The 24,422-nt window shown below is 70.8% G+C and carries 15 protein-coding genes; 9 read left to right on the plus strand and 6 right to left on the minus strand.

Annotation, left to right across the window (positions count from 1 at the left end):
* Positions 1-13: 13 nt before the first annotated feature.
* From POL72_RS03255 to POL72_RS03275, 5 genes are all read left to right on the plus strand, one after another.
* Positions 14-1,252 (plus strand): CE1 family esterase, encoded by a 1,239-nt coding sequence (locus tag POL72_RS03255; RefSeq protein ID WP_272093518.1) that lies wholly within the window; start codon positions 14-16, stop codon positions 1,250-1,252.
* A gap of 196 nt (positions 1,253-1,448) precedes the next feature.
* Positions 1,449-3,101, plus strand: a complete 1,653-nt coding sequence (locus tag POL72_RS03260; RefSeq protein WP_272095908.1) for a DUF1592 domain-containing protein — start codon at positions 1,449-1,451, stop codon at positions 3,099-3,101.
* A 14-nt stretch (positions 3,102-3,115) separates the two neighbouring features.
* The gene (locus POL72_RS03265) at positions 3,116-4,540 is read left to right on the plus strand and encodes a DUF1552 domain-containing protein (protein WP_272093519.1); all 1,425 of its coding nucleotides are present in this window, start codon (positions 3,116-3,118) and stop codon (positions 4,538-4,540) included.
* Between the two features lie 133 nt (positions 4,541-4,673).
* Positions 4,674-5,864 (plus strand): alpha/beta hydrolase family protein, encoded by a 1,191-nt coding sequence (locus POL72_RS03270; protein WP_272093520.1) that lies wholly within the window; start codon positions 4,674-4,676, stop codon positions 5,862-5,864.
* A gap of 382 nt (positions 5,865-6,246) precedes the next feature.
* The gene (locus tag POL72_RS03275; RefSeq protein ID WP_272093521.1) at positions 6,247-7,716 is read left to right on the plus strand and encodes a PAS domain-containing protein; all 1,470 of its coding nucleotides are present in this window, start codon (positions 6,247-6,249) and stop codon (positions 7,714-7,716) included.
* A gap of 749 nt (positions 7,717-8,465) precedes the next feature.
* On the opposite strand, the gene POL72_RS03280 is transcribed toward POL72_RS03275, so the two are convergent.
* From POL72_RS03280 to POL72_RS03295, 4 genes are all read right to left on the minus strand, one after another.
* A complete protein-coding gene (locus POL72_RS03280; RefSeq protein WP_272093522.1) occupies positions 8,466-9,845 on the minus strand; it encodes a DUF1552 domain-containing protein in 1,380 nt (459 codons plus the stop codon).
* On the minus strand, positions 9,845-11,506 hold the full coding sequence (locus tag POL72_RS03285; protein ID WP_272093523.1) for a DUF1592 domain-containing protein: 1,662 nt from the start codon (positions 11,504-11,506) through the stop codon (positions 9,845-9,847). Before POL72_RS03285 ends, POL72_RS03280 begins: the two co-directional genes overlap by 1 nt.
* Positions 11,507-12,469: 963 nt before the next feature.
* On the minus strand, positions 12,470-13,594 hold the full coding sequence (locus POL72_RS03290; RefSeq protein WP_272093524.1) for a serine/threonine-protein kinase: 1,125 nt from the start codon (positions 13,592-13,594) through the stop codon (positions 12,470-12,472).
* Positions 13,595-13,638: 44 nt separating this feature from the next.
* Entirely contained in the window at positions 13,639-16,383 is a 2,745-nt protein-coding gene (locus POL72_RS03295) for a serine/threonine-protein kinase (protein ID WP_272093525.1), read from the minus strand.
* 189 nt (positions 16,384-16,572) lie between these two features.
* On the opposite strand from POL72_RS03295, the gene POL72_RS03300 reads away from it, so the two are divergent.
* Both POL72_RS03300 and POL72_RS03305 read left to right on the plus strand, forming a co-directional pair.
* Complete coding sequence (locus POL72_RS03300; RefSeq protein WP_272093526.1) at positions 16,573-18,072, plus strand: serine/threonine-protein kinase; 1,500 nt, start codon at positions 16,573-16,575, stop codon at positions 18,070-18,072.
* Positions 18,073-18,407: 335 nt separating this feature from the next.
* Complete coding sequence (locus POL72_RS03305) at positions 18,408-18,890, plus strand: hypothetical protein (RefSeq protein WP_272093527.1); 483 nt, start codon at positions 18,408-18,410, stop codon at positions 18,888-18,890.
* A gap of 30 nt (positions 18,891-18,920) precedes the next feature.
* On the opposite strand, the gene POL72_RS03310 is transcribed toward POL72_RS03305, so the two are convergent.
* Positions 18,921-20,084 (minus strand): hypothetical protein, encoded by a 1,164-nt coding sequence (locus POL72_RS03310; protein ID WP_272093528.1) that lies wholly within the window; start codon positions 20,082-20,084, stop codon positions 18,921-18,923.
* Positions 20,085-20,319: 235 nt separating this feature from the next.
* On the opposite strand from POL72_RS03310, the gene POL72_RS03315 reads away from it, so the two are divergent.
* Both POL72_RS03315 and POL72_RS03320 read left to right on the plus strand, forming a co-directional pair.
* Positions 20,320-20,802, plus strand: coding sequence for a peroxiredoxin (locus tag POL72_RS03315; RefSeq protein WP_272093529.1), 483 nt, complete (start codon positions 20,320-20,322; stop codon positions 20,800-20,802).
* Between the two features lie 115 nt (positions 20,803-20,917).
* Positions 20,918-22,924 (plus strand): DUF4139 domain-containing protein, encoded by a 2,007-nt coding sequence (locus POL72_RS03320; RefSeq protein ID WP_272093530.1) that lies wholly within the window; start codon positions 20,918-20,920, stop codon positions 22,922-22,924.
* An 88-nt stretch (positions 22,925-23,012) separates the two neighbouring features.
* Here POL72_RS03320 and POL72_RS03325 read toward each other — a convergent pair whose 3' ends face one another.
* Entirely contained in the window at positions 23,013-24,254 is a 1,242-nt protein-coding gene (locus POL72_RS03325) for an alpha/beta hydrolase family protein (RefSeq protein WP_272093531.1), read from the minus strand.
* Positions 24,255-24,422: the final 168 nt, after the last annotated feature.

Raw genomic sequence — 24,422 nt, forward strand, 5'->3', positions numbered from 1 at the left:
AGGTGGTTTCCGTATGCGTAGATCTGGTTTCGGGCTGACCGTTCTTTTCACCGTGGGCGTGGCGACGGGGCTGACCGCTTGCTCGTCGGATGCGGATCCCGTCGACACCGGTGCTGGTGGTTCTTCCGGCACATCCACGAGCGGCGGCTCCACCACCTCGGGCACCTCGGGCGCGACGTCGGGCGGAGGAGCCGTCGGGAGCGGAGGCGCGGGCACGGCCGCGAGCACGAGCGCGAGCAGCTCCAGTGGCGCGGGCGGCGACTCGGCCGGTGTCGGTGCCGCCGGTTCGACGGGCGCTGGCGACGGCGGCTCGACGGGCACCGGCGACGGCGGCTCGACGGGCACCGGCGACGGCGGCTCGACGGGCACCGGCGACGGCGGCTCGACGGGTGCTGGCGACGGCGGCTCGATGGACCCTGGCGGCGGCGGCTCGGTGGGCTGCGGCAAAGCCGTGACGCGCCCCGACCCTCGCGCGCAGCAGACGCTGACGGTCGGTGGGGTGACGCGCTACTTCCTGATTCACGTCCCGGAGAACTACGACCCGAGCAAGCCGCTGCCGCTGGTCTTCGGTATCCATGGCCTGAACATGAACAACGTGTGGGCTGCGCACGACAACAGCGGATTTCAGCTCATCCAGGAGACCAACAACCAGGCGCTGCTCATCTACCCGCAGGGCTTGCCGGCGGACGGGCAATCCAGGCCTCCGAGCACCCAGTCGCAGTGGGGTACTGCAGACTCCAACTGGGGCGGTCCGCCGCCCAGCGCCAACAGGGCGCGCCTGGACGCCGACCTGGCGTTCTTCGACGCCATGCTCGAGCATGCCAAGGCGAGCTACTGCGTGGACACGAAGCGCGTCTTCGCGGTCGGGTTCAGCCAAGGTGGCTTCATGACGAACACGCTCGGCTGTGAGCGGTCGTCCGTGTTCCGCGGTCTCGCCCCGGTCGCCGGATGGGGTCCCAATGCATCGCAGCCCACGTGCAGCGACGCCAGCGCCGCGCACGCGCTGATTCAAACGCAAGGCGACACCGACACGACCGTGTCCCCCCAGCTGGGGCAGTCGACCCGCGACTTCTGGCGGGGCCGGAACGGCTGCCAGGCGACCACGATGCGGTCGAGCTTCGGCGACTCGTGCGTCGAGTATCAGGGCTGCAAGGAGGGCCAGCCGCTCGTGTACTGCACGCACCCCGGCGGTCACTCCGTACCGTCCGGCGCGGGCGGGCGAGCCTGGCGCTTCTTCCAGTCGCTCAAGTGAACCTCGCACGCCGTGTGGGGTCAACGCGGCCTCCCGCAGGCTGTGGAGCGAACGCGGTCCCCTCGAGGCATGGATTCCTCGACGTTCTGATGGACACGACAGTTCCTGGATGATGGTTGCATTGTAACTACTCTGAATAACTGCTTTGTCACCCGAGCTTGATCAGGAGGCAATGATGACCCCACCGTCTTTTTCGATGACCGGCTTGCCGCGCAGCAGGAGGGCGCTCGGCGCGGGGCTCTGCGTCACGGCGCTCCTGCTCGCGGGATGCACGGGCTCCCTGGGCGATTCGGACGGCGGCGGCGGCCCCGCGCCGGACGGCAGCGACCCACCCACCGGCGGGGTGGCGCGCGGCATCGACATGCCAGGGGCGCCGCAGTTCCACCGGTTCGTGCGTCTCACGAACTCGCAGTGGGCGCGCAGCGTGCAGGTGGTTCTGAATCTCGCCGATCCTTCGTCGCTGTCCGACGGGTTCGAGAAGCCTGTCTCGGGCATCACGGACTTCACGAACAACGAGCACCTGCTGAGCGTGAACCAGCGCTCGTGGAGCGACTACCAATCGGCGGCGGAGGCGCTCGCCGAGGAGGTGACGGATTCGGATGCGGCGCTCGCCAGGGTCTACCCGGATAAGGACGAGACCGGCTTCATCGAAACCGTGGGGCGCCGTGCGTATCGCCGTCCGCTGACGGACGACGAGATCGCCAGGTACTCCGAGCTTTTCGAGACCGGCGCGGCGATGTCCGGCACGAAGAGCACGTTCGCCAAGGGCGCGCAGCTCGTGATCCGGACGATGCTCCAGTCGCCGCACTTCCTCTACCGCACGGAGCTCGGCGAAGATCGCAAGCCGCTCGATGGTTACGAGATCGCGGCGAAGCTCTCGCTGTGGCTGCGCGACGCCGCGCCCAGCGACGAGCTGCTCGACGAGGCGCCCACGCTCACGACGCCGGAAGCGATCGCCGCGGTCGCCAAGACCATGCTGGAGGAGCCCACCGCGGTCAAGGGCATGCGGTACTTCCACAGCGAGCTGCTCCACTTCGATCGCTACGCCACGATCAGCAAGCTCGGCGTGCCGAGCTACAACGAATCGTTGAACGCGGAGTACGAGGAGAGCGCGTACCTGTTCTTCGACAAGATCTTCACCGAGGGTCTCGGAGTCAAGGAGATCCTCACGTCCACCAAGGGCTTCGTGGGGCCGGGGATGGCGAGCCTCTACGGCCTGGCGCCGAGCGGGAGCCGCATGGTGGAGCAAGACCTCGGTCCCGATCGCGTCGGCTTCTTCTCGCAGCTCCCCTACCTGACGCTGAACGCCCTGAACGATGAGTCGGACTCGATCCACCGCGGCGTCAGCATCAACCTCGACATGCTGTGCGCGCCGCTCGGCGCGCCGGCCCCCAACATTCCGCCGGTCCCGCCGCTCGAGCCCGGGCAGACGAACCGTCAACGCATCACGCGGCTCACCTCCGGCTGCGGCGGCACGTGCCACAACCAGCTCATCAACCCCGTCGGCTTCGCCTTCGAGCACTTCGACGGCATGGGGCAATATCGGGACGAGGAGAACGGAGGTCTGCCGATCGACAGCAGCGGTGTCTACGCGTTCTCCGAAGGGACCAAGTCGTTCGGGGACGCCGGCGAGCTGATGCACTACATGGCGGAGGGCGAGCAGGCTCACCTCTGCTACGCCAAGAAGCTCGCGAGCTTCGCGCTCCAGCGCGACGTCGTCCCGTCGGACTTGCCGCTCGTCGAGACGCTCGCCGAGGTGAGCCGCGGCGCCAGCGGCTCGGTGAAAGAGATCATGCTCGAGCTCGTGAAGAACGACGCATTCCGGACTCACATGGGAGGTACGCTGTGAACCCGAAGATCGCAATGAACCTCGCTCCTCCGAGCACAGCACACCGGCGCGGCATGAACCGGCGCGCGTTCCTGCGCGCGGGCGGCGTCGCCATCGCCCTTCCGTTCCTCGAGGGTTTGCCGTCGCGCTCCGCCTGGGCCGCGGACAGCTCGCCCGTGTTCAGCCTCTATATCGTGGCGGCGTGCGGCGTGGTGGGTAAGAAGTTCTTCCCGGACCAGACTGGCCAGCTCACCACCGACGGGCTCGCCGCGATGACGGACAAGGCGACGCACGTGCTCGCGCCTCACGCCCCGAACCTGCTGTTCATCCGCGGCATCAACTTTCCGATGGGGGGCCCCACCAACTGCGGCCACGCGCAGGGCCTGTGTCAGTCGCTCACCGCGCGCCCGGCGCAGGGTGGTGGCAGCACCGCATCCTCGGGCGGCGTGTCCGCGGACGTGGTCGTCGCCAAGCTGGTGAACGAAGGCGGCGCCGAGCCGCTCACGCTCTACGCCGGTAACCGCAGGAACGGGTACATCGCCGAGCGCATCTCTTTCAAGGGCGGTGGCGCCGGGCAGGTGCGTTCTGCGGACGACAACCCGTACACGCTCTACGCCAAGCTCGTCGGCCTAGCGGAAAGCGGCGGCGGCAGCAGCGGCGGCAACGGCGGGCAGGTCGCCGACGAGCTCATCCGCAGCCGCAAGAGCGCGAACGACTTCGTGCGCGAGGAGCTGAACAGCCTGATGCGCATGTCGGCCCTGAGCTCCGCTGACAAGAAGCGCCTCCAGCAGCATTTCGAGGCCATCCGCGACGCCGAGGTCACGATGGGCGAGATGGCCAGCACCTGCAGCCAGGCGGGCCTCTCGACGTCGGAGCTCGATGCGCTCAAGAGCGGCTTCGCGTTCAAGACGAACGGCATGATCGAAGACGTCGCGAAGCTCCACCTCGAGCTCGTGGCGCTGGCGTTCGCCTGCAACTTCAACCGCGTGGCGACGCTGCAGCACGGCGACGGCACGGATGGGACGAAGTATGCGGTACCGGCGAACGCGACGCTCGGGTGGCCCTTCCACCACATCAGCCATCGTGTGCAATCGGACGCCGCTACGGGCAACAACCCGACGGCCGAGCAAGCACACGCCGAGATCGACGTGCTCCGCATGCAGACGCTGCTCCACGGCCTCGATCAGTTCAAGGCGCGCGACCTGTTCGACAAGTCCATCATCATGTGGACGAACCACGTATCGGACGGCCCGTCGCACAGCTTCCGCAACGTGCCGACGATCATCGCCGGAAGCGGCGGCGGCTACCTGAAGCAGGGAGCGTACATCGACGCCGGAGACGTCACGAACAACCGGCTCTTCAACGGCCTCATCGCCGCCGCCGTTCGGGACAAGACCGAGTGGACGGAGAACTTCGGCGAGGGCAAGGGCTCCGGGCCCATCGACGGCATGCTCGCCTGAGCGGCATCGCCGGGCGGTGAGCGTCGCTGGACTCGATACCAGAATCGCCAACGCTCACATCGACTGCGAAAGACCCCAGTGAGCGGACGAAGAGCAAGTCGCGCGCGTACCCTTCGCGCGAGAGGAGACCTCCATGCAAGCATTGGCGCACGTAACGGCAGCAGCCGTCGCCCTCCTCCTGTTCGGCTGCGGTGCTGACGACTCGCTGCCCTCGGAGGCCGCTGGCACTCCGGCGGGCTCGAGCGGAGCCGCGGGCTCTGCCGGCTCTGCGACCACAGGCGCTGCGCCCGCGGGCAGCGGCGGCGGCGATGTGAGCGCGACCGGTGGCACGGCGGGTGGGGGCGCCTCCGACGGAGCGGCGGGTGGCTCCAGCGGAGCGGCGGGCCATGGCGGCGCAGGCGCCGGTGGCGCTGGCGCCGGTGGCGCTGGCGCTAGCGCAGGCGCCGGTGGCACGGGCGCAGGCGCCGGTGGCGCAGGCGCGGGCGGCGCGGCGACGTGTGACCCCGCGGACGAGACCGCCGATCCGACGCCGGTCAACGTGAGGGGCATGGGAGCCGCGTTTACCGGCTCCCACGAGGTCGTGGTCGAAAAGGACCCCGGATTGTCTGGTCGCACGATCTTCAGGCCGAAGGACCTGGGCGGAGCCAACAAGTACCCGATCGTTGCCTGGGGGCAGGGCGGCTGTTCCTTGAACGGCACCACCAACCCAGATTTTCTGGGCGAGCTCGCGTCGCACGGGTACCTGGTGATCTCCGACGGTGAACCGAACGGCTCCGACTCGAGGCCCATGGTCGACGACTACAAGGCCATGGGAAAGCCCCTGATCGAATCCCTGGATTGGGCGATCGAGGAGAACGGGCGAGCGTGCAGCCAGTACTACCAGAGCCTGGCTGCCGACAAGGTCGCGGTCATGGGTTGGTCCTGCGGCGGACTGATGGCGGAGGGTGCTGCCGGCGACCCGCGCGTGACGACCGCAGTGATCTGGAGCAGCGGGATGATCAACCCCGATCAGAAGATCCTCGACGCGCTCCACGCGCCGATCGCGTTCATCCTCGGCGGCCCCGATGACGTCGCTTACCCGAACGGGACCCGGGACTACCGGAACACCAGCCGCGTGCCCGCCGTCCTTGCGAGCACCAACGTGGGCCACGGCGGCACGTACGGCCAAGACAACGGCGGAGTCTTCGGCAAGGTCGGCGTCGCCTGGCTAGGCTGGCAGCTGAAGGGTGACATGGGGGCGACCGGCAAGGGCATGTTCGTCGGCGCGAGCTGCGGGCTGTGCACCGACCGGGCATGGACCATCGAGTCGAAGAACGTGAACTGAGTCTACGGCGCACGACCGGCGCTCCCGGCGAGCGCGAGCCGCAGGAGCTCCTGCGGAATCCGAGGCGGACCTGGAAGGTGCGCCACCGCCCCCGTGCCAGACGCCGATGGCGTGCAGCCTCGCCTGGCCCCAAAAAAAAGTGAGCACTCACACAGTTGGTCTCCGGTCCCATCGACTGCGCGCGCCTTGACGCGATCCGGCGGCTCGACGATAGGCCCAGCGAGGTGGTGCAGCGCTCGTCACTGGCCATCGCCACCGCGGGGGACGGCAGGTGCGCGTCGCGGTGGGCCTTGTCGACTTTCTGGCGAGATCGACGTGCGGAACCGTTACACTACGGCACGACGGGCGGCGCGCTTGCGGATCAGCGCGGGGAGGAGCGAGCATGGGTCGGGACAGGGGCGAGCGGACATCCGGACCGTTCGGACACGCGGACGCGAACGGGGCGTCCGGAGGGGACCACGACTCGGAAGCAGGGAGCCCGGTGGGCGGGCCCTGCCAGCTTGGCGGGATCCCCGCGCCGGGCGGGGTGACCGCGCGCGGCGATGACGAGATTGACTACAAGGCCGAGTGCGCGGCGCTGCGCGCGCGCGTCGAGGAGCTCGAGAATGAGCTGGCCAGTCGGCGCGGCGAGCTCGGGCGCGAGAGAGGGTTGGTCAGCGCGGCGGCGGCGTACCTCGACGCGCCGTTCCCGCTGGGCGCCACGCAGGTGCCGGCGCTGATCCACTGGCGCGTGGATGGCACCGTGACGCGCTGGAACGACGCCGCCAGGTGCCTCTTCGGCTGGAGCGAGGGCGAGGCCGTCGGCCGCCGGCTCTCCGAGCTCGTGGCCGCAGATCCGGTGTCGCCCGAGGAGGTGCAGGCGTTCAACCACGATCCCGGCGAGAGCCTCTTCGCGACGACGACGAGCGTGGGCAGGACGAGAGAGGGAGACGCGATCACCTGCCGGTGGACCTACGCCGTGCTGCGCGATGAGCGAGGCGACGTCCGGGAGATCGCGGCCATCGTGGATGAAGGCGACGATCCGCGGCAGAGAGAGCGCCTGATGCACGAGCGCTATCGGATGCTCCTGCAGCTCGTGGACAACTCGCCGAACGTCATGTTCATCAAGGACGCGGAGGGGCGCTACGTGTTCCTCAACCGCCATTATGCGCGGGCCATCGGGCGGCACGTCATCGAGTTCCTCGGCAGGGACGAGCATGAGTTCGGCGCCACGCCGCCCGGCGTGGCCGACCGGATCGTGGAGAAGGAACGGGAGGTGTTCGCGAGCGGCCAGGCCATGCGGTACCAGGAGGTCCTGGACTACGGCAGCCAGAATTTCTATTTCTTCACGGTCAAGTTCCCGGTTCGCAACGAGCGCGGCGAGCTGATAGGCGTCGGCGGCGTCGTGAGAGAGGACACCGACCTGAGGCGCGCGGAGGCGGAGCGGGCCGCGCTGCAGGAGCAGATCATCGCCGCGCAGCAGGAGGCGCTCAGGGAGCTGTCGACACCGCTCATCCCGCTCGCCGACGGCGTCCTGGTCATGCCGCTCGTCGGGACGGTGGACAGCGCGCGCGCGGGGCAGATCATGGAGACGCTGCTCACCGGGATCAGCGGCCAGCGCGCCCACACCGCGATCCTGGACATCACCGGCGTGCGCGCTGTCGACACGCTCGTCGCCGATGCGCTGACGCGGACCGCGCGCGCCGCCCAGATGCTCGGCGCGCGCGTGGTGCTCACCGGCATCCGCCCCGAGGTGGCGCGCGCCCTGATCGATCTCGGCGCCGACCTCACCGGCATCGTCACGATGGGCACCTTGCAGAGCGGCATCGCCTATGCGCTCCGGCCCACGGAGCGCCCGCGCGCTGCCCGGTGAAGCGCGCCGCCCGCGCGCTGCCCGGTGAAGCGCGCCCTGGGTGCATGGCAAAGAGACCGAGGCCCTTCCCCTGCGCGCCGACTGGAGCGCGCGATCCGGGGACGAGCTCGCCCATGAGAGGCCGCGCGCGGGTCCATTTTCGTTGGCACCCACAATGTGAGCGCTCACAGTCCGTCTCGGGGTCTCCTTTCGCTTTCCCCTGACCAGGCCGTCATGCGCTGGCTCTTCGGCCCTGGGATCGGGCTCGCTCTCTGCGCCGATTCCATTCGCCTGATCGTCGCAGACGCGAGCGACGGCGAGGTCGCAGGGGCGCCGCTCGCGCCGTAGCGCGCTGGGCGCGAGGTCTCGTGTCTCTTCGGGGGCTCTCGATCGATCACTTCGATGGCGCCAGCGGAGCTCGCATCCCCGCGGCCCTCCACTTCGGTGTGCGTGGTACGGAGGCTGGTGGACATGCACACCGGGTTTCCGACAGCGGAGCTCCCGGACAGGATACACCCGAACGAGCCCGGCTACGTGCGCATGGCGAACGTCTGGTACGGGGCGATCGGCGACCTGCTGCGGTGAGGCGACGTCGCGGTCGCGCCTTCCCGGTGCGACCATCCTGCTCGCGCCGCGTCGCGTGACGGCGCCAGCCTGTACCTCGAGGACCGCCGGCCGGCGTCGTTGAAAACGCGCCGGCCAGCGTCGTTGAGCTCGCGCCGGCCAGCGTCGTGGCACTTGCGCCGGCCGGCGCTCTGTCCTTGCGACGGCTACGTCAGGTTCGTGAGCGGCCCGGTGCAGAATTTCGGGTCGCCGAACGTGTTCCGGTTGTCGCCGAACAGGTTCAAGATCGAGACGAGCAGGTTGTTGTGCGAGAGGTTGGGGTACCGGACCCAGCGTCCAGTGCGCAGACCTCCGCCGCCGCCGGCCAGCAAGAACGGCATGTTCGACTTGTTGTGGCTCGGCGGATCCGAGAGCTCGGACCCGAAGAAGACGACGCTCTCGTCGAGCAGCGAGTGTCCACCCATGTCGATCTTCGCCATCTCCTGCAGGAGATAGAGATGCTGCTTCGAATACCAGTTGCAGATGAGCTCGCACTCGGCCGCCCTGAAGCCACCGTCGTGCTGGTAGAAATGGTGGTGCTCGCTCAGGTTGAGCCAGGGGAAGGTGTGCTTCGCCTCGGTGTCGCTCCACTGCAGCGTGCCGACCGCGGTGATGTCGCAGGCGAGCGACATCACCAGCATGTCCATCATCAGCTTGCCGACCTTCGGGATCGCCGCGTCGGTCGAGGTGTCCTTGACCTTGCCGTCGTTGTCCGCGCTGAGCCCCGTGCGCGGGTTGTAGTCGGACGTGTCGACCTTCGTCGGCGCCTTGCACGCGCTCGTCTCGACCGGCGCTGCGGTGTCGAGGCTCTTCTCGATCTCGCGGATCTTCGTCAGGTGCTGGTCGATCTTCTGCGCGTCGGCGGCGCCGAGCCGCGAGGACAGGGCGGAGTAGCGCCCGTCGAGGAAGTCGAGGATCGACTTCTTTCGCGCGAGTCGGCGGGCGGCGTCGTTGCCGGCGCTGGGATCCAGCGTGCCGAAGAGGTCGGTGAAGATCTCCGTCGGATCGAGGCGCGGCGCGATCGGCCTGAACGGCGCGGTGCTCTCGAAATTCGCGGCGTTCATGGGTGACAGCAGGCCGTGGGACTTTCCCGTCGCCCAGCGCACCGCGATCTCGATGCTCGCCTTCGCCTTTTGACCGGCGGAGATCCGGGAGGCGATCACCTGATCGATGGACGGTCCGCCCCCGTAGCCGCCGTTCGGTGCCTGGGTCGTGCCCGAGAGCCAGGCGATGATCCCGGCCTGGTGCTGCTCACCGACCGCGCTCTTCATGTCGAGGCCGTCGACGACGAGCAGCTTGTCCTGCACCGGCGCGAGCGGCGACAGGATGGGCCCCAAGGTGAAGCTCGTCTCGGTGCCGGTCGGCCGCCAGCGGTTCATCACCGTCCCGCCCGGCGTGTAGACGGAGAGGAAACGCTTGGCGGGGGCGGGTGCCGCGCTCGCCGTGCGTTCGGTGCCCATGATCTCCAGCCAGGGGAGCGCGATGGCGATGGCGCCAGCGCCGCGCAGCACGGCACGTCGGCTCAAACGAAAGTTCGACATAACCATCACTCCTCCTGGGCAGCCATGTAGTGGAACGCATCCGTCTGCGTGAGCTCGATCAGGAGCTGCTTCACATTGTATCCGGACGCCTTGAAGGCGTCCGTGACAGCCTTCTTGGTGCAAGCGTCCCCGGCGCGGAGCGTGAGACCATAGCCGTACTCGGCCCAGTGCGTCGCGAAGCAGTTCTGCACCGCATCGGTCTGGGCGAGCCCCTGCACCAGCTCGATCGGCCCGTTCACCTTGATGTCCGTGCCCGGGACCCCGCCGCTCGCGTCGATCGGGACGTCGTTCTCCGTCGTACGGAACAGCCCGACCGCGTCGTAGTTCTCGAGCGCGAACCCGACCGGATCCAGGTACTGGTGGCAGGTCGCGCAGACCGGGTCCTTGCTGTGCTGGCTGAAGCGCTCCCGCGCCGTCTTGCCGGTGTACGGCTCCGGCGGCTTCACCCTCGCCAGGATGTCGCCGGTGGGGAGCGGGATCTTCTGGCACATCAGCTTGTCGAGCACGAAGCCGCCGCGGACCACGGGGTTCGTGTTGTTCGAGTGCGTCGTCCCGGCCATCATACCGGCCTGGGTGAGGAGCCCGAGGCGCTGGGTCGTGTCGAGCTGCACCTGCTGGAACTCGTCGCCCGTCACGCCGGAGACGCCGTAGAACGCCGCGAGAGGTCCATTCATGAAGGTGTACGGGGCCGTCAAGATGGACGCCCAGGTGCCGTTCTCCTCGAAGATCTCGTGCGCGAGGAATCGCTGCGTCTCTTCGTGCAGGAGCGAGCCGATCGTCCGCGAGAAGGTCGGGAACGTCTCCGCGTTTCGCTCGAGATCCGCGAGGCTGCTGATGGGGAGCAGGTTGTCGAAGAAGTACCGGACGGTGACCCGGGACCGAGGATCCTCGAGCATGCGCTCGGCGTGAGCGCGCACGCCTTCCTTGGTCGAGAGCTCACCCGCTTGCGCCGCCAGGCGCAGCTTCTCGTCGGGCATCGTGCCCCAGAGCAGGTACGATAGGCGCGTCGCCATCTCGTCGCCCGTGGGCCGGCGGAGCTCGGGGCGCTGCGGGTCGGGCGTGCCGAACTCGATGCGGTAGAGAAAATCCGGCGATTGAAGCAGCCCCTCGATCACCGTCGCGACGCCGGCGTCGAACGTGGCATCCGTCCGGCCGGCGGTGTACAGCCCGAGGAGCTCGTCCGCCTCGCCGGCGGCGAGCGGCCTTCGGTAAGCGAGCGGCGCGAGTCGCTCGATGATCGAGCGCGCGCACGCCTCCTCGTCCTCCGCCCTCACGCTGCTCGCGCAAGGGTGGAGCTTCGCGAGCGCTTCCGGGGTGGCGGTCGCGCGCTTGGCGATGCCCTCCGCGACGGTGCCCAGCTGCTCGGCGAGCAGGCTCGAGACCGACAGCACGTCCGCGTCATTTCCAAAGCCGTTCCCGACCTCCTCGCTCGGCAGTGAATAGGCCGGGTCGGTCGTGTCGCCCAGGAGGTCGCGGACGGTCTTGTTGTACTCGAAGCGCGTCAAGCGCCGCAGCGGTGCTCGCCCGGGGTACACCGCGCCGTCCTCGCAAGCGGCCGGGTCCGTCGGGCCCGTGCCCGTGCCCGTCGAGGTGGGCGGCGGGTCGTCGATCGGCTTGGAATCGTCGGAGCGAAATCCGCCCAGGTCTCCCGTGCAGCCGCTGGCCACGATCAACGCGATCGAGACAGCTGACCGAGAGCCTAGGCGAGGACGCGCCTTCTCATGTTCTGAGGGCCTAACCATGGTTCTCTCTCCTCGCCCGCTGTGGGCACGCTAAAGTGGAGCGCAGGCGGGATCTGGTGTCTACCCTCGCCCGTATCGCGACAGCTCGTGGCCAGTCCGGCCTGAATATATTTCTGCTACCTGCCGAGAAAATCCAGCAACCACTCCAGGGCGGGGCGCGGCTGGCCATCACGGATGAGGCCGAGTCCCTCCCCCACGTCGTGCCATGGACGTAGCCCGAGAGCGCGATGCCTTCGACGTTCTCGTGGCTCCGGAACATCGTGAACTGCTCCTCCATCACCCGCCGCTGCCTCTCGTCATCAACGCCATTTGGCCTCCCGTCGGGATGGTAAGGAAACGACTCACAATGCAGGCATCAGCGACGACGATGACAAGATGCTTGTGGCCTGCGGTGACACGACCATCGAGGTAGCTACGCTCGCGCGGACCACCCCCTGCGCACCGATGCTACCGGTGAACAGCATCCATGATTTTTCACGACAATCGTGGAACAACCGAGGTCTGTCGCGTTCTCCGGTGGCTCGCTCCTGGCGAAACGCCGATCGCCATCGTTCGGCAATCATCTGCGCAACGACCGAACGCGACCGGCACCAGGCTCGACCCGATACCCGACCACGCAGCTCGCAATGCGCATGGCGACCCACCCAGAGCAAAGCGAAAGGATACCTCTGCAATGTGAACGCTCACATGCCCGATGTCAACGCCTATCGACCGTTCCGCGCGCGTCCGCCGACCCGAGGGAGGACAAGGCCGGCGGAGCTCCTCCGGAGCGACGCGTCAACAGGAGCAGACGCCGCACCACGGTCGTGCAGCTGAACGAGATTATGGTGTTGAACGCATACCGACGCTCCGGGCTCCCCCGCGGACGCCGGAACCGCAGCGGCGCGCTCAGCCGCGCGAGGGCCGCCCCTGTTCCAGGAGCCCGCCCGATTCCCCCTCGCCCACCGACGCCGCCGCGCGCATCGACTGCAAGGCGGCGATGATCTCCTTCGTGACCCGCGGCCCGCCCGGGGCGTAGGACGGCGCGAGCGGCTTCAGCGGCGCCGGGAGCACCTCGGCGACCCGCGCGCCGATGGCGTCGCGCGACGCCGCGTGCCCCTCCTCCTCGGCCGCGGCCCGGAGCGCCCGCGCGAAATCGGCCGCCGTGGGCCAGCGCGCGTCGCGATCGCGCTCGATCGCCCGCGCGACGGCGGCCGTGACGGCCTGGCTCACGCCCTCGCGCTCGCTCGAGAGCGGCGGCACCTCGCGCTCCAGGACGGCGTGGAGGGTCGAGACCATGTTGCTGCCGGCGAACAGCCGCCTGCCCGCCAGCACCTCCCACGCCACGACCCCGAGCGAGAACACGTCCGAGCGCCGATCCAGCGGCCGCGCATTCGCCTGCTCCGGCGAGAAATAGCTCAGCTTCCCCTTCACCATCCCGGTCTTCGTCCGCGTCGTGCGGCGCAGGGCATACGCGAGCCCGAGATCGCAGATGGACGCCCGGCCGTCGACCCCGACAAGGACGTTGGAGGGCGAGATGTCCCGGTGGATCACCTGGAGCAGCTCCCCCGAGCTGTCGCGCGCCTCGTGCGCGGCGTGGAGCCCCTCGGCGGCCTGCGCGATGAGCTCGATCGCGTCGCCGACCCCGAGCGCCTCGGGTGCCCGGGTGAGGTGCTTGAGGGTGACCCCCACGACGAGCTCCATGACGATGTACGGCGCCCCGTCGTCGAGACCGTAATCGAGGACGGGCACGAAATGGGGGCTCGCGACGCGCGACGCGATGCCCGCCTCGTCGAAGAGCATGGACGAATAGCTCGACTCGTACCGCAGATCGGCCCGGATCCGCTTCACCGCCACGAGCGACTCGCGCTCCAGACCCGCGCAGCCCGCCCCCGCCGCACCGCCCGCGCCGCTCGCGTCCCCTCGGCCTGCAGCGCAGGCGCGACGCGCGATGAAGACCTCGGCCATGCCGCCCTTGGCCAGCTGCAACAGCAGCTCGTAGGGACCGACGGTGCCCAGATCAGACGAATCCATGCTCACTGCTCTGGGCGGCGGGTTATCACGTCAATGTAACTTCATCAACCTTGGCCCCCTTGCGCTTCGTTCCGTTCACGCTCTGATTTGCGCTCCGGGGGGCGCCCTTGTCCGGCTCCGCCTCCGCTGCCTTCCCGCGCGCGGTCCTGCGCAGGGCCGCGGGCGACGAGGCCCTCGTTGTCCGTGGGGGCGTCGCCGCCCCGCTCGGCGTGCTCGGCCAGCACCCGCTCGTCGGTCTCGCCCACCGAGCGCAGCCAGCGCGCCGCAGCCCGGTGGCCGGCCGCGCGATCGCCGTCCGTGAGCATCCCGTAGGCGGCGTCGCGCACCAGGGCGTGACGGAACGTGAGCTCGTCGTGCCCCGGGTAGCGCGACACGCCGCGCCGGGCGACGAGCTCCTCCGAGAGCAGGCTCTTGAGCCAGCGGTCGAGCGACTCGGCCGAGGTGCCGGCGCCGAGCAGCTGCCGCACGCCCTCGGGCCAGAAGCTGCCGCCGAACAGGCTCGCCGCCCGCAGCGTACGCCGCGCCTCGGCCGGCAGCGCCTCGATGCGCGCGTGCATCAGGGCCACGACCGTGGGCGGCATGTCGCTCCGGCCCTCCGCGCGCGCGCGCATAAGCTCCTCGAGGAAGAAGGGGTGGCCGTCCGCGTGCTCGACGAGCCGCGCCACCTCGGGCAGCGCGAGCTCCTCGCCGAACACGCTGCGGACGAGCCGCTCGGCCGCCCGCTGGCTGAGCGCGCCGAGCTTGATGTGCTGCACCCCGCGCGAGCCCCAGAGGCCGGGGAACGTCTCCATCACGCTGTGGCGCGCGAAGCCGAGCACGAGGAGCGGGCGATCCGAGAGCACCTGGAGCGCCTCGTCCAGCAGCGAGAGCGAGGCGTGATCGCTCCAGTGCATGTCCTCGAGCACCACAACGACCGGCCCCTCGCCGCAGCGCGCCGCGAGCCACTCGAGCACGGCGCGGCGGGCCTGCTCGCTCACGGCGACAGCGTCCCCGCGGGCGGCGCGCAGCTCCACGTCGGGGTCGTCGAACGGCGTGCCCGCGATCTCGCCGAGGTACCAGGCGACGCGCGGGGCGTCGTCGGCTGGCGCGGGCAGGGCCCGCGCGACGTGCTCGCGGATCTTGACGCGGCGCGCCTCGAGCGCCTCGCCGGGCAGGCAGCCGGCGGCCGCGAGGACGATCTCGCCCAGCATGCCGAACGGCGCGCCCGCGCCGAGGGGGTCGCCCCGCGCCACGTAGACCGACGCGCGCGCGTCGCGCTCGCGCACGGCGCGGACGAGCTCGCAGCGCAGGCGCGTCTTGCCGATGCCCGCCTCGCCGAGGACCAGCGCGGCGCGCGCCACGGGCTCGTCGGCGCTCTGCTCGAAGAGGCCGCGCAGCGTCGCGAGCTCGCGGTCGCGCCCGACGAACGAGGTGACGCGGCCGAAGAGCGTGCGCTCGGGCTCGGTGCCGTCGCGCTCGCCCTTCAGCAGGAACGAGGGGCCGTCGCCGATCACCTCGAAGCGCGGCGCCGCGAGCCCGGCCGTGACCTCGTCGATGCGCACGTCGCCCTCGGCCTCGCGGAGGCGGGCGACCGCGCGGTCGATCACGTCGCCCGCGGGCAGGCGCTCGCCCACCTGCGCGCGGCCCGTGGCGAGCGCGACCGGGCGCCCGGGCAGGCGCGCCTTCAGCGCGAGCGCGCACTGCGCGGCGCGCGCCGCGAGGTCGAAGGCGGCCATCGTGCCGGCGCCGCCGCGGCCGGAGAACACCTCGTCGGTCTGCGAGGACAGGAGCACCATGCGCGTGCCGCCCGGGAGCCGCACGCGCTCGCCGCCGAACGCCTCGGCGAGGTCCGCGACGATCCGCTCGACGCCGCGATCGCTCGCCGGCTCCGGGTCCGCGGCGCCCAGATCGACGAGGACGACGCTGACGAGCCGCCGCTCGTCGTCGGTGACCGACGCCGGCGCGCCGTCCGCGCCCGCGCTGGACGCGCGCGCGAGCAGGGCGCGCGCCTCCGCGAGGGCGGCCGCCGCCGCGCGGCCGTCCGCGGGGCGCGCCGCCGGGTCCTTCGCCAGGAGGCGCGCGACGAGCTCGTCGATGAAGGGCGGCACGTCCGGGCGCCGCTCGACGAGGCGCGGCGCCTCCTCGAGGAGGATGCGGCACACCTCGGCGAGCGGGTCGTCGGCCGCGAAGGGGCGCTGGCCGGCGAGGCACTCGAAGAGCACGACGCCGAGCCCGAAGACGTCGGCGCGCGCGTCGACCTCGGCGTCGCCGCGCGCCTGCTCGGGCGCCACGTAGCCGAGCGACCCGACGAGCGAGCTGGCCTCCGTGACGAGCGAGGTCGACGCCGCCGCCCGGGCGACGCCGAAGTCGAGCAGGACGACGCCGTCGACCCTGCCTTCGCGCAGGAGCACGTTGCTCGGCTTGAGATCGCGGTGCGTGATCCCGATGGCGTGGATCGCGGCGAGCGCCTCCGCGATCTGGTGCGCGACGAGCAGCGCGTCGGCCACGGGGAGCGCCCCCTCCCCTAGGCGCGCGTCGAGCGTGACGCCCTCGAGCCACTCCATCGCGAGCCACAGGGCGCCGTCGTCGCCCGTGCCGTGCGCGATGTGCTGCACGATGAGCGGGTGCTGCACGGCCTCGAGCATGCGCGCCTCGCGCCGGAAGCGGGCGGCGAGCTCCGGGGGCGCGACCTTGAGCGCGACGGGGCGCCCGGTCAGCTGGTCGATCGCCCGGTAGACCGTGCCCATCCCGCCGGCGCCGGCAAGGCGGTGCACCTCGAACCGGCCTGCGACCAGCGTGCCCTCGCGCATGGTGCCAGCTTATCCGAGACCTCCCGTCAAGTGCGCGGCGCGAGCGCTCGGTGGTGACGGTCCGGGGTGTTTGTTGTACGCTGTGCGCGCCGACACGCTCCGACACGCGCCAACACCAGAGCGCCGCGCCGCCCGCACAGGACGCCTCCCCAGGGCCGTCGGCCCGGCCGATCGAAGAGGGACCCCCCGATGAACCCCGGACAGCAGGTGACGAGCACGCTCAGGCTGGCGCGCGAGCTCGGGAAGGGGGCGATGGGGAGCGTGTGGGTGGCCGATCACCTCGCGCTCGGGACGCAGGTGGCGGTGAAGTTCATGGCGCCGGCCTACGCGGACCAGACCGGCTTCGTGGAGCGCTTCCGGCGGGAGGCGATGGCGGCCGCGCAGATCAAGAGCCCGCACGTCGCGCAGGTCTTCGACCACGGCGTCACGACGGACGGGGTGCCGTTCATCGTGATGGAGCTCCTCGAGGGCGAGGACCTCAAGAGCCGCATGCAGCGGCTGGGCGCGCTGCCGCCCGTCGAGGTCACGACGATCGTGTCGCAGACGGCCAAGGCGCTCGGCCGGGCGCATCAGGTCGGGATCGTCCACCGCGACATCAAGCCGGACAACATCTTCCTGCTCGACGTCGAGGGCGAGCTGTTCGTGAAGGTGCTCGACTTCGGGGTGGCCAAGCGGGTCCACGGCGAGCTCGGCATGACGTCGACCGGGAGCGTGCTGGGCACGCCGCTCTACATGAGCCCCGAGCAGCTGCTCAGCGCGAAGCACGTCGACTTCCGCGCGGATCTCTGGGGGCTCGCGGTGGTCGCCTACCACGCGCTCACCGAGCAGGTCCCGTTCCGGGGCGAGACGCTGGGCGCGCTGTCGGTGGTGCTGCACACCGGGATCTTCACGCCGCCGAGCGAGGTGAGGCCGGAGCTCTCTCCGGCGATCGACGCCTGGATGAAGAAGGCGCTGGCGCACGATCCCGCGGCGCGCTTCGCGTCGGCGCGGCAGATGGCGGAGGCGCTGGAGCGCGCGGTCCTCGGGATCGGGCGCACGGCGTTCACGACCGAGCCCTCGTCCGCGGGGGAGCGCTCCCACCACGGGAGCGCGTCGCAGCCGGTGCTGTTCGGGGAGCCGACGCCGCTGCCGCCGGCGCCGGGCGCGCGGCTCTCGACGACCGGCACGCCGCCGTCGTCGGCGCCGGGCGCGCGGCTCTCGACGGACGGCGCGCCGGGGCGGACGCTCGCCGGCATGGCGACCTCGGGGACGGACGGGGCCCGGAGATGGGCGCCGGCCATCCTGGCGGCCGCGCTCGCGTTCGGAGCGCTCGTGGCGGCGGTCGTCTTCCTGGCGACGAAGCGAACGCCCACGGCCGAGGTGACCCCCTCGTCGGAGGCTCCGGCCCGGCAGGCCGCGCCCGTCCCGGCGCAGCCGGTGGTGCCGGCGCCGGCGAGCGCCGCCGCGCCGGTGCCGGCAGAGCCCGCGAGCGCGACGCCCGCGGCCGAGACGGCGCAGCCGGCGGCCACGGCGGCGACCGCGCAGCCGGCGAGCGCTGTCCGGACCGGCGCAGCGGGGAGGCCGGGTGCGACGGCGGCGCCGCGCGGCACCTCGGAGGGGCGCGGCCGTGCCACGCCGCGGGAGGGGGCGGCGGGCCGCCCGACGGGGACGAAGCCGCCCGCGCAGGTCGAGGACACGATCGGCTTCTGACGCGGCCTCCGGCCCCGTCCTGCTCCAAAGCCGTCCCAGGCGCCCGTGGACACGGCCTTCGGACGACCTGGTCAGACGGAGCGCCCGAAATGGGGCGCTCGCGCCGATCGACTGCAAAATATGGAATCAACCGCGCTGGCACGGGCGAGGTCGACATCGGAAGGTGAGGCCCGGGGGGCGCACTGCGACATCCCGCCTCACTCCTCCAGCGGAAGGGGCACAGAAATCGGCGCAAACGCACCGAGGCGCGAGAATTCCGGATTGGCACAGAGCGTGCGGTATCCGTCGCCGGGGCCCTGAGCGAGGACGCGCTCGACGCGAAGGAGGTCTCTTTCATGGAGAAGCTGGTAATTGGCCTGGTGCAGACGCACGACGAGGCGGAAGCCGCGGCGGAACGCATCATCGACTGCGGCTACACCCGACAGGAGGTCAGCCTGCTGATGACCGACGCGACACGCCACAGGTGCTTCCGGAGCCCGGACGGAGCGCCGTCGTCACAGACGTTCGGCGCGGCGGTCGCGATGAGCGTCGTGGTCCCCGACCTCGGGTTCGTTGTCGCCGGCCCGCTGGCCGCGGTCGTGGCCAGCGCGGTCGGCGCCGGGATCACGGGCGGCCTGCGCGAGATCCTCATGACCGCGGGCGTCCCGAGGCACTGGGCGGAACGCTACGAGGCCGGCGTCCGGCAGGGCGGGATCCTCGTGAGCGTGTTCGCCCGCAGCGAGCGAGACGTCGGCCTGCTCCATCTGGTCCTGGACGACAACGGCCTCTACGCGATCCGGCACGCCGCCGAACGCGAGGCGTACGATATCTTTTGCTGATCGCGCCAGCAGCGCGAGCGGCGCTCGGGCTCAGCCTCCCAGCGACCTGAGCCGCGCGCGCAGCATCAGGGCCCCGATGAGGTCCTCCTCCGCGTCGCTCCGGCGCGACCAGCCGAGCGACAGGTAGCGCAGGAGCTCGCCGAACGTCGGTCCGGCCGGCGCCGCGCTCGTGCCGCCGCGGACGACCCAGAGCTGCTCGCCGTCGGCCCCTAGCGCGACGATCGCGCGGTGGGGCGCCGCCGCGCCGCCGCCGAGCGCCGAGCCCGAGAGCCGCGCGATCGGGTAGAGCTGCCGCGCCGCCGCCGCCTCCCAGCCCGGCTCGCGCTCGTGGCCGAGGAGCTCGTCCTCGCGCAGGAAGCGCAGCGTGCCCTCGATGGCGCCGATCGCGAGCTCCCGGTAGAGGTCCTCCGGATCCGCCGGATCGGCCCAGTCGTACGCGCGCGCGAACGCCGTGTACGTCGCCGGCGGGGCGACGCCGCGGACGGGCGGCGACGACGCGGGCGCGCCGCGGCCGCTGTCGCGCCGGAGCACCCGGTTGAGCCGTGCCACCTCGTCGGCGATCGACCCCGGCCCCGGCTCGACGAGGCGCACGGCGACGCGGCGCTCGGGCGCGAACAGGGCCCCCATGAGCGCGCCCAGCACCGGGGCGCCCAGCTCGGCCGCGAGGAACGTCGAGCCGCGGTGCGGCCGGATCGCCCGGTCCGTGGCATCGCGCTCTTCGGCCGCCGTCGCGCCCTCAGGCAGGTCGACGTCGAGCTCGACGACATCGCTCCGGTCGGGCGCCTCCACGCCCGCCTCGAGACCCTCCTCCCCTTCCCTCACGAAATGGCGGACGAACCCGCTCGCCTCGAAGCACCAGCCGTCGTCGTGGACGACGTCCTCCGAGAACACGAGCGCGAAGAGCGTCGCGCCGGGGTGGCCGAGCTCGGCGGCCGCGTCGAGCACGGCGACGGGCGGAGAGAGCTCGTCCTCGAAGAGCTCGGAGAGGTGGTCGAGCTCGTCGTCCCCGCCGCCGGCCGCCTCGCCGCTCGAGTAAAACGCCGCCGAGTACCCGGGCACGCCGGGGAGCGGCGCGATGAACAGGCGCGGCGAGGCGACGCCCCAGCCACCGAGCGCCACGGCAAAGCCCTGGGACAGCGCGCGGTCCGGGATCTCGGCGGGTCGAAAGATCAACGCAGCGAACGTGGTGGCCATGAGGCGCTCATCGTAACCCGATCGCCGGCCCGCGGCCGGCGTCCGACGCGCGCGGCGCGCCTTCATAACCGCTTACTCAAGTTCTCCCTGGTCCGGCGCGCGGGCGCCGCCACGGCAGGAAATCTCGAAGGAACCTGCCGAGAGCCCGGCTCGCCGCGCCCCCGCCCGACGGAGAGCCGCCGCGCTCCGCTGGGCGCCTTGGACGCGGCGCGGCGCATCGGGTAGAGGACACACCATGCTCGGTAAATCCACCCTGTCCGTCGGTGAGACCGCCCCTGATTTCAGCCTGCAATCGCAGAAGCAGGAGACGGTGAAGCTCTCCGACTTCCGTGGCAAGAAGACCGTTGTCCTCTTCTTCTATCCCAAGGACGACACCCCGGGGTGCACCGCGGAGTCGTGCGCGTTCCGCGACCATTACGATGCGTTCGCGGAGGCCGGCGCCGAGGTCATCGGCGTGAGCGCCGACTCGGCGGGGTCTCACCAGCAATTCGCCGACAAATACCGCCTGCCCATGACGCTGCTCAGCGACCCTGGCGGAGAGACCGCCGCGCGCTACGGCGTCAAGTCGCTCTTTGGCCTCCTCCCGGGCCGCGTGACGTTCGTCATCGATCGCGACGGCATCGTTCGACATGCCTTCTCCTCCCAGCTCCGCGCGACCCGCCACGTCGACGAGGCGCTCACGGTCGTGAAGCAGCTCGAGGCCTCGGGGCGCGGCTGACGCGCGGCGCCGCGCCCTATCTCCCGGCCAGCCACCGTCGTTGACGCCCTCCGGAGGGGCGTTATGGACACCTCCGGGGCGGGGCCACAGCACGCCTCCGCCGGGGGAGGCGACGATGAACCATGGATTGAGGACCACGGCGACGCTGAGGGCCGCCGCGATGGATCCGGCCCGATCGGGGGCCGTGTCGGGCACGCTGCTGCTCCGCCGGGTGGTGCTCTCGACGGGCGGAGTCGGATATTTCGAGTACGAGGCGCGGGTGCGCGGCGACGCCGAGCTCCGGCTCGAGGTGCGGCTCGATCAGGTCGACGACGTATTGAAGAGCATCGTCGTCTACGACCTTCACGGGGTGACGGGGAATATCACGCTTCCCGGGAAGGAGCCGCTGCGCGACCTGTTCCGCGAGCTCCCGTTCGACGAGGGCGCGCTCGAGTCCGCGCCCGCCCTGCTGAACGCCCTGCGCGGCGCCGAGGTGCGGACGCGGGGCCTGCAAGGCGCCGTCGCCGGGCGGATCCTCGCGGTCACCACGGCGCAGGCGGCGCTGCCGCACGGCGGATCGGAGGAGCGGCACCGGCTCGCGCTGATGTCGGAGGGCGCGCTGAAGCAGGTCGTCCTGGAGGAGCTCGAGAGCGTGGAGCTCGTCGAGGAGCGGCTGCGCCAGCAGGTCGGCGCGGCGCTGGTCGGGCTCTCGAGCGGGCGGGAGCGCAACCGCCGCGAGCTCGTCGTGCGCACGGCCGGCGAGGGCGAGCGGGTGGTCCGGGTGGCCTACGTCATCGAGGTGCCGCTCTGGAAGACCACGTATCGGCTCACGGTGCCCGAGGACGCGCAGACGAAGACAGCGGCGCTGACCGGGTGGGCCGTCGTCGAGAACCAGAGCGGCGGCGACTGGCAGAACGTGGACTTCACCCTGGTGTCGGGCGACCCGGTGACGTTCCGCCAGGCGCTCTACGAGATCTACTACGTGTCTCGCCCGGAGGTGCCGGTCGACGTCGCCGAGCGGGTGCTGCCGCTGCTCGACAAGGGCGCCGCCGAGCTCGCGGCCAGGGCGGCGCCGCGCATGGGTTACCGCGCCGGCGGCGCCGATGGGGCCCCCGCGCCCGCCGCGGGGACCGCCGCGCCCATCGCGAAGGTGGAGCCGGAGGCCGAGGAGGCGGCGACGCAGGTCGTGTTCCGCTTCCCGGCGCCGCTCACGATCGCGAGCGGGCAGACGGCGCTCCTCCCGATCGTCCAGCGCGATATCCCCGCAGAGCGGCTGTGGCTCTATCAGCCGGAGGCGAGCGCGCGCAGCCCGCTCGCCTCGGTCCGGCTGAGGAACGACGAAGACACGACGCTCCCGGCCGGAGCGATGACGGTCTACGAGCGCTCGAGCCGGGGGGTCGTCACCTATGTCGGCGACGCGCGCCTCGCGCCGCTGCCGCCGGGCGAATCGCGGATCGTGAGCTTCGCCGTGGACCGGAAGGTGCGGATCGACCGCGAGGAGCGCGGCGAGGAGGTGTTCTCGCGCGCCAAGATCCAGGGCGGCGTGCTCGAGATCGTCAGGACCGCCCGCAAGGTGACGGTCTACACGATCGTGGGCGCGGCGCGCGAGCCGCGCGTCGTGCTCATCGAGCACCCGCGCATCGCCGGCTGGGACCTCGCCGAGCCCAGGGAAGGCGTCGAGACGACAAGCGACCGCTACCGGATCCGGCGCGAGGTCGCCGCGGGCGAGACGGCGCGCGTGACCGTATCGCTGGAGCAGCCCATCTCGCACGCGGTCGCGCTCACGAGCCTCTCGAGCGAGCAGATCGAGGTCTACCTGTCGTCGCGCGAGATCCCCGAGGCGCTGCGCGCGGCGCTCGCGCGGCTCGCGGAGCTCAGGGCCGCGGTCGCCGAGAGGCAGCGGGCGCTCTCGGTCCTCGAGTCCGAGCTCGCGGCGCTGCGCGTGGAGCAGGAGCGCGTGCGCAACAACCTCAAGGCCGTGCCCGCGGGGAACGCGCTCCACGAGCGCTACCTCAAGGCGCTGGGCGAGCAGGAAGACCGGATCGCGGCCGTGTCGGCGAAGCTCCCGGGCGCGCGGGAGGCGGTGGCCAGCGCCGAGCGGGCGCTCGCCGAGTATGTGCGCGGCCTGTCTCTCACGGCATAGCGCCGAGCGCAGGCCGCGCGCGCCCGGCGCTGTCCTGCGCGGCCTCCCCTCCCCTCCTGACGACCCTGAGCCGGGCGAGCGCGCCCGATCAAGGCGGCGGGCCGAGGAGCTCCTCGAAGTCGCTCATCATCGTGCGAAAGTAGCTCTCCGCAGGCGAGTAATGGTCCCCTGCGTACGTGCGCAGCACGACGTCGGCGTCGGCCGCCAGCAGCGCGGTGTAGGTATCCACGCTGTTGTAGTACGGCACGATATCGTCCTGCTCTCCGGAGTGCAGGAACACCTTGCCGCGGGGCGTCCAGCCTTCATGAAGATCCTGGCGCTCCGCGACCATTGCGAGGAAATCGCCCTCCACCCCCTCGGCGAACCCGTCGAGGAACCCCCGTTGATACACCTCCGTGGGCCGCTGCGACTGGACGGAGAGCGCGTCGAGCGCGCCTGCGACCGGATAGCGCCAGATCTCCTCCGCGGGGATGTTCAGCCCGGAGAGCGTGTTGGCGCTATAAACGGCCCAGTTGTAGATGGCGAGAGAGTCGAGCTCGCCCTCGGCGGTCATGATCTCGCGGTAGAACCGGCTCATGTGGTACGGGCCCGCGAAGGGAGCGCTGGCCGTCACCTCCAGGCGGTCGCTGTGCTCCTCCGTGATGAGCTTGTGGGTCGCGAGCGTGGCGCCGCCGCCCTCGGACCAGCCGGCGAGGAACAGCCGGTCATTCAGCGTCACGTCGAGCTGTTCGGCGAGCGTCTGAGCCGCCAGGATCATGTCCACCGAGACGGCAGCCAGCTCCGGATGATACGCATAGGTGTGCTCCAGATCGCTCGTGATATTGTAGCCTGCATAGTCGGGAGCCGAGACGAAGTAACCATGAGACGCCGGAACCGCGACGAGGAAGCGGGTCTCCAGCTGATTGGCGTCGTCCTTCGGTCCTGAGCCATCGTAGAGCGACGGAGCGTCGAGGCTGCCCTCGCCGTCCGACGACGGAAACGGCAGCATCGTGCCGTGGTGGTACTGGTAGTGCGAGAGGGGCCCCGCCGCTCTGGGCACCATCACGAGGCCGGAGAGCACCTCCGGAGTGTCCTTGTAGACCGACGAGTAATAGACACGATAGACGTCCACATCGTATCGCACGAGCTCGGCGAGGTCGTACTCCGGCACGTTGGCCGCGATCTGCTCCCCGGTGAGGGTGGCTGCCTTCTCATGGCGCAACAGGTCGCCACGCTCCGAGGGCTCGAGCTTCGGCACACCGCCGCCCACGACATCATCAGGAGCCGTGGGAGCGCAGGCAGCGAGCAGAGACACGGAGAGGACCGCTGCGAGGCGTTCAGCGCAGGTCACGTTGCTCCTCCTGAATATCGGCGTGTGCCCGAGCGGCGCGCCTCGCTTGCCGTCTGAACCAGCTTGGCGACCCAACGACCGCAGCGAGCTTATCACGGGCCGTTGAGCAGCACCAGCGAGATGGAGGTCCCCGGGCGCCATCCTGAGCGCGTTCGTCGAGGGGCGAGA

Source organism: Sorangium aterium (genome assembly GCF_028368935.1).
In the GTDB taxonomy this organism is placed as follows: Bacteria; Myxococcota_A; Polyangia; order Polyangiales; family Polyangiaceae; genus Sorangium; species Sorangium atrum.

Coding starts and splice junctions, on each gene's coding strand:
- POL72_RS03255 (WP_272093518.1), top strand. CDS start 14: ATGCGTAGATCTGGTTTCGGGCTGACCGTTCTTTTCACCGTGGGCGTG.
- POL72_RS03260 (WP_272095908.1), top strand. CDS start 1,449: ATGACCGGCTTGCCGCGCAGCAGGAGGGCGCTCGGCGCGGGGCTCTGC.
- POL72_RS03265 (WP_272093519.1), top strand. CDS start 3,116: ATGAACCTCGCTCCTCCGAGCACAGCACACCGGCGCGGCATGAACCGG.
- POL72_RS03270 (WP_272093520.1), top strand. CDS start 4,674: ATGCAAGCATTGGCGCACGTAACGGCAGCAGCCGTCGCCCTCCTCCTG.
- POL72_RS03275 (WP_272093521.1), top strand. CDS start 6,247: ATGGGTCGGGACAGGGGCGAGCGGACATCCGGACCGTTCGGACACGCG.
- POL72_RS03280 (WP_272093522.1), bottom strand. CDS start 9,845: ATGGTTATGTCGAACTTTCGTTTGAGCCGACGTGCCGTGCTGCGCGGC.
- POL72_RS03290 (WP_272093524.1), bottom strand. CDS start 13,594: ATGGATTCGTCTGATCTGGGCACCGTCGGTCCCTACGAGCTGCTGTTG.
- POL72_RS03295 (WP_272093525.1), bottom strand. CDS start 16,383: ATGCGCGAGGGCACGCTGGTCGCAGGCCGGTTCGAGGTGCACCGCCTT.
- POL72_RS03300 (WP_272093526.1), top strand. CDS start 16,573: ATGAACCCCGGACAGCAGGTGACGAGCACGCTCAGGCTGGCGCGCGAG.
- POL72_RS03305 (WP_272093527.1), top strand. CDS start 18,408: ATGGAGAAGCTGGTAATTGGCCTGGTGCAGACGCACGACGAGGCGGAA.
- POL72_RS03310 (WP_272093528.1), bottom strand. CDS start 20,084: ATGGCCACCACGTTCGCTGCGTTGATCTTTCGACCCGCCGAGATCCCG.
- POL72_RS03315 (WP_272093529.1), top strand. CDS start 20,320: ATGCTCGGTAAATCCACCCTGTCCGTCGGTGAGACCGCCCCTGATTTC.
- POL72_RS03320 (WP_272093530.1), top strand. CDS start 20,918: ATGAACCATGGATTGAGGACCACGGCGACGCTGAGGGCCGCCGCGATG.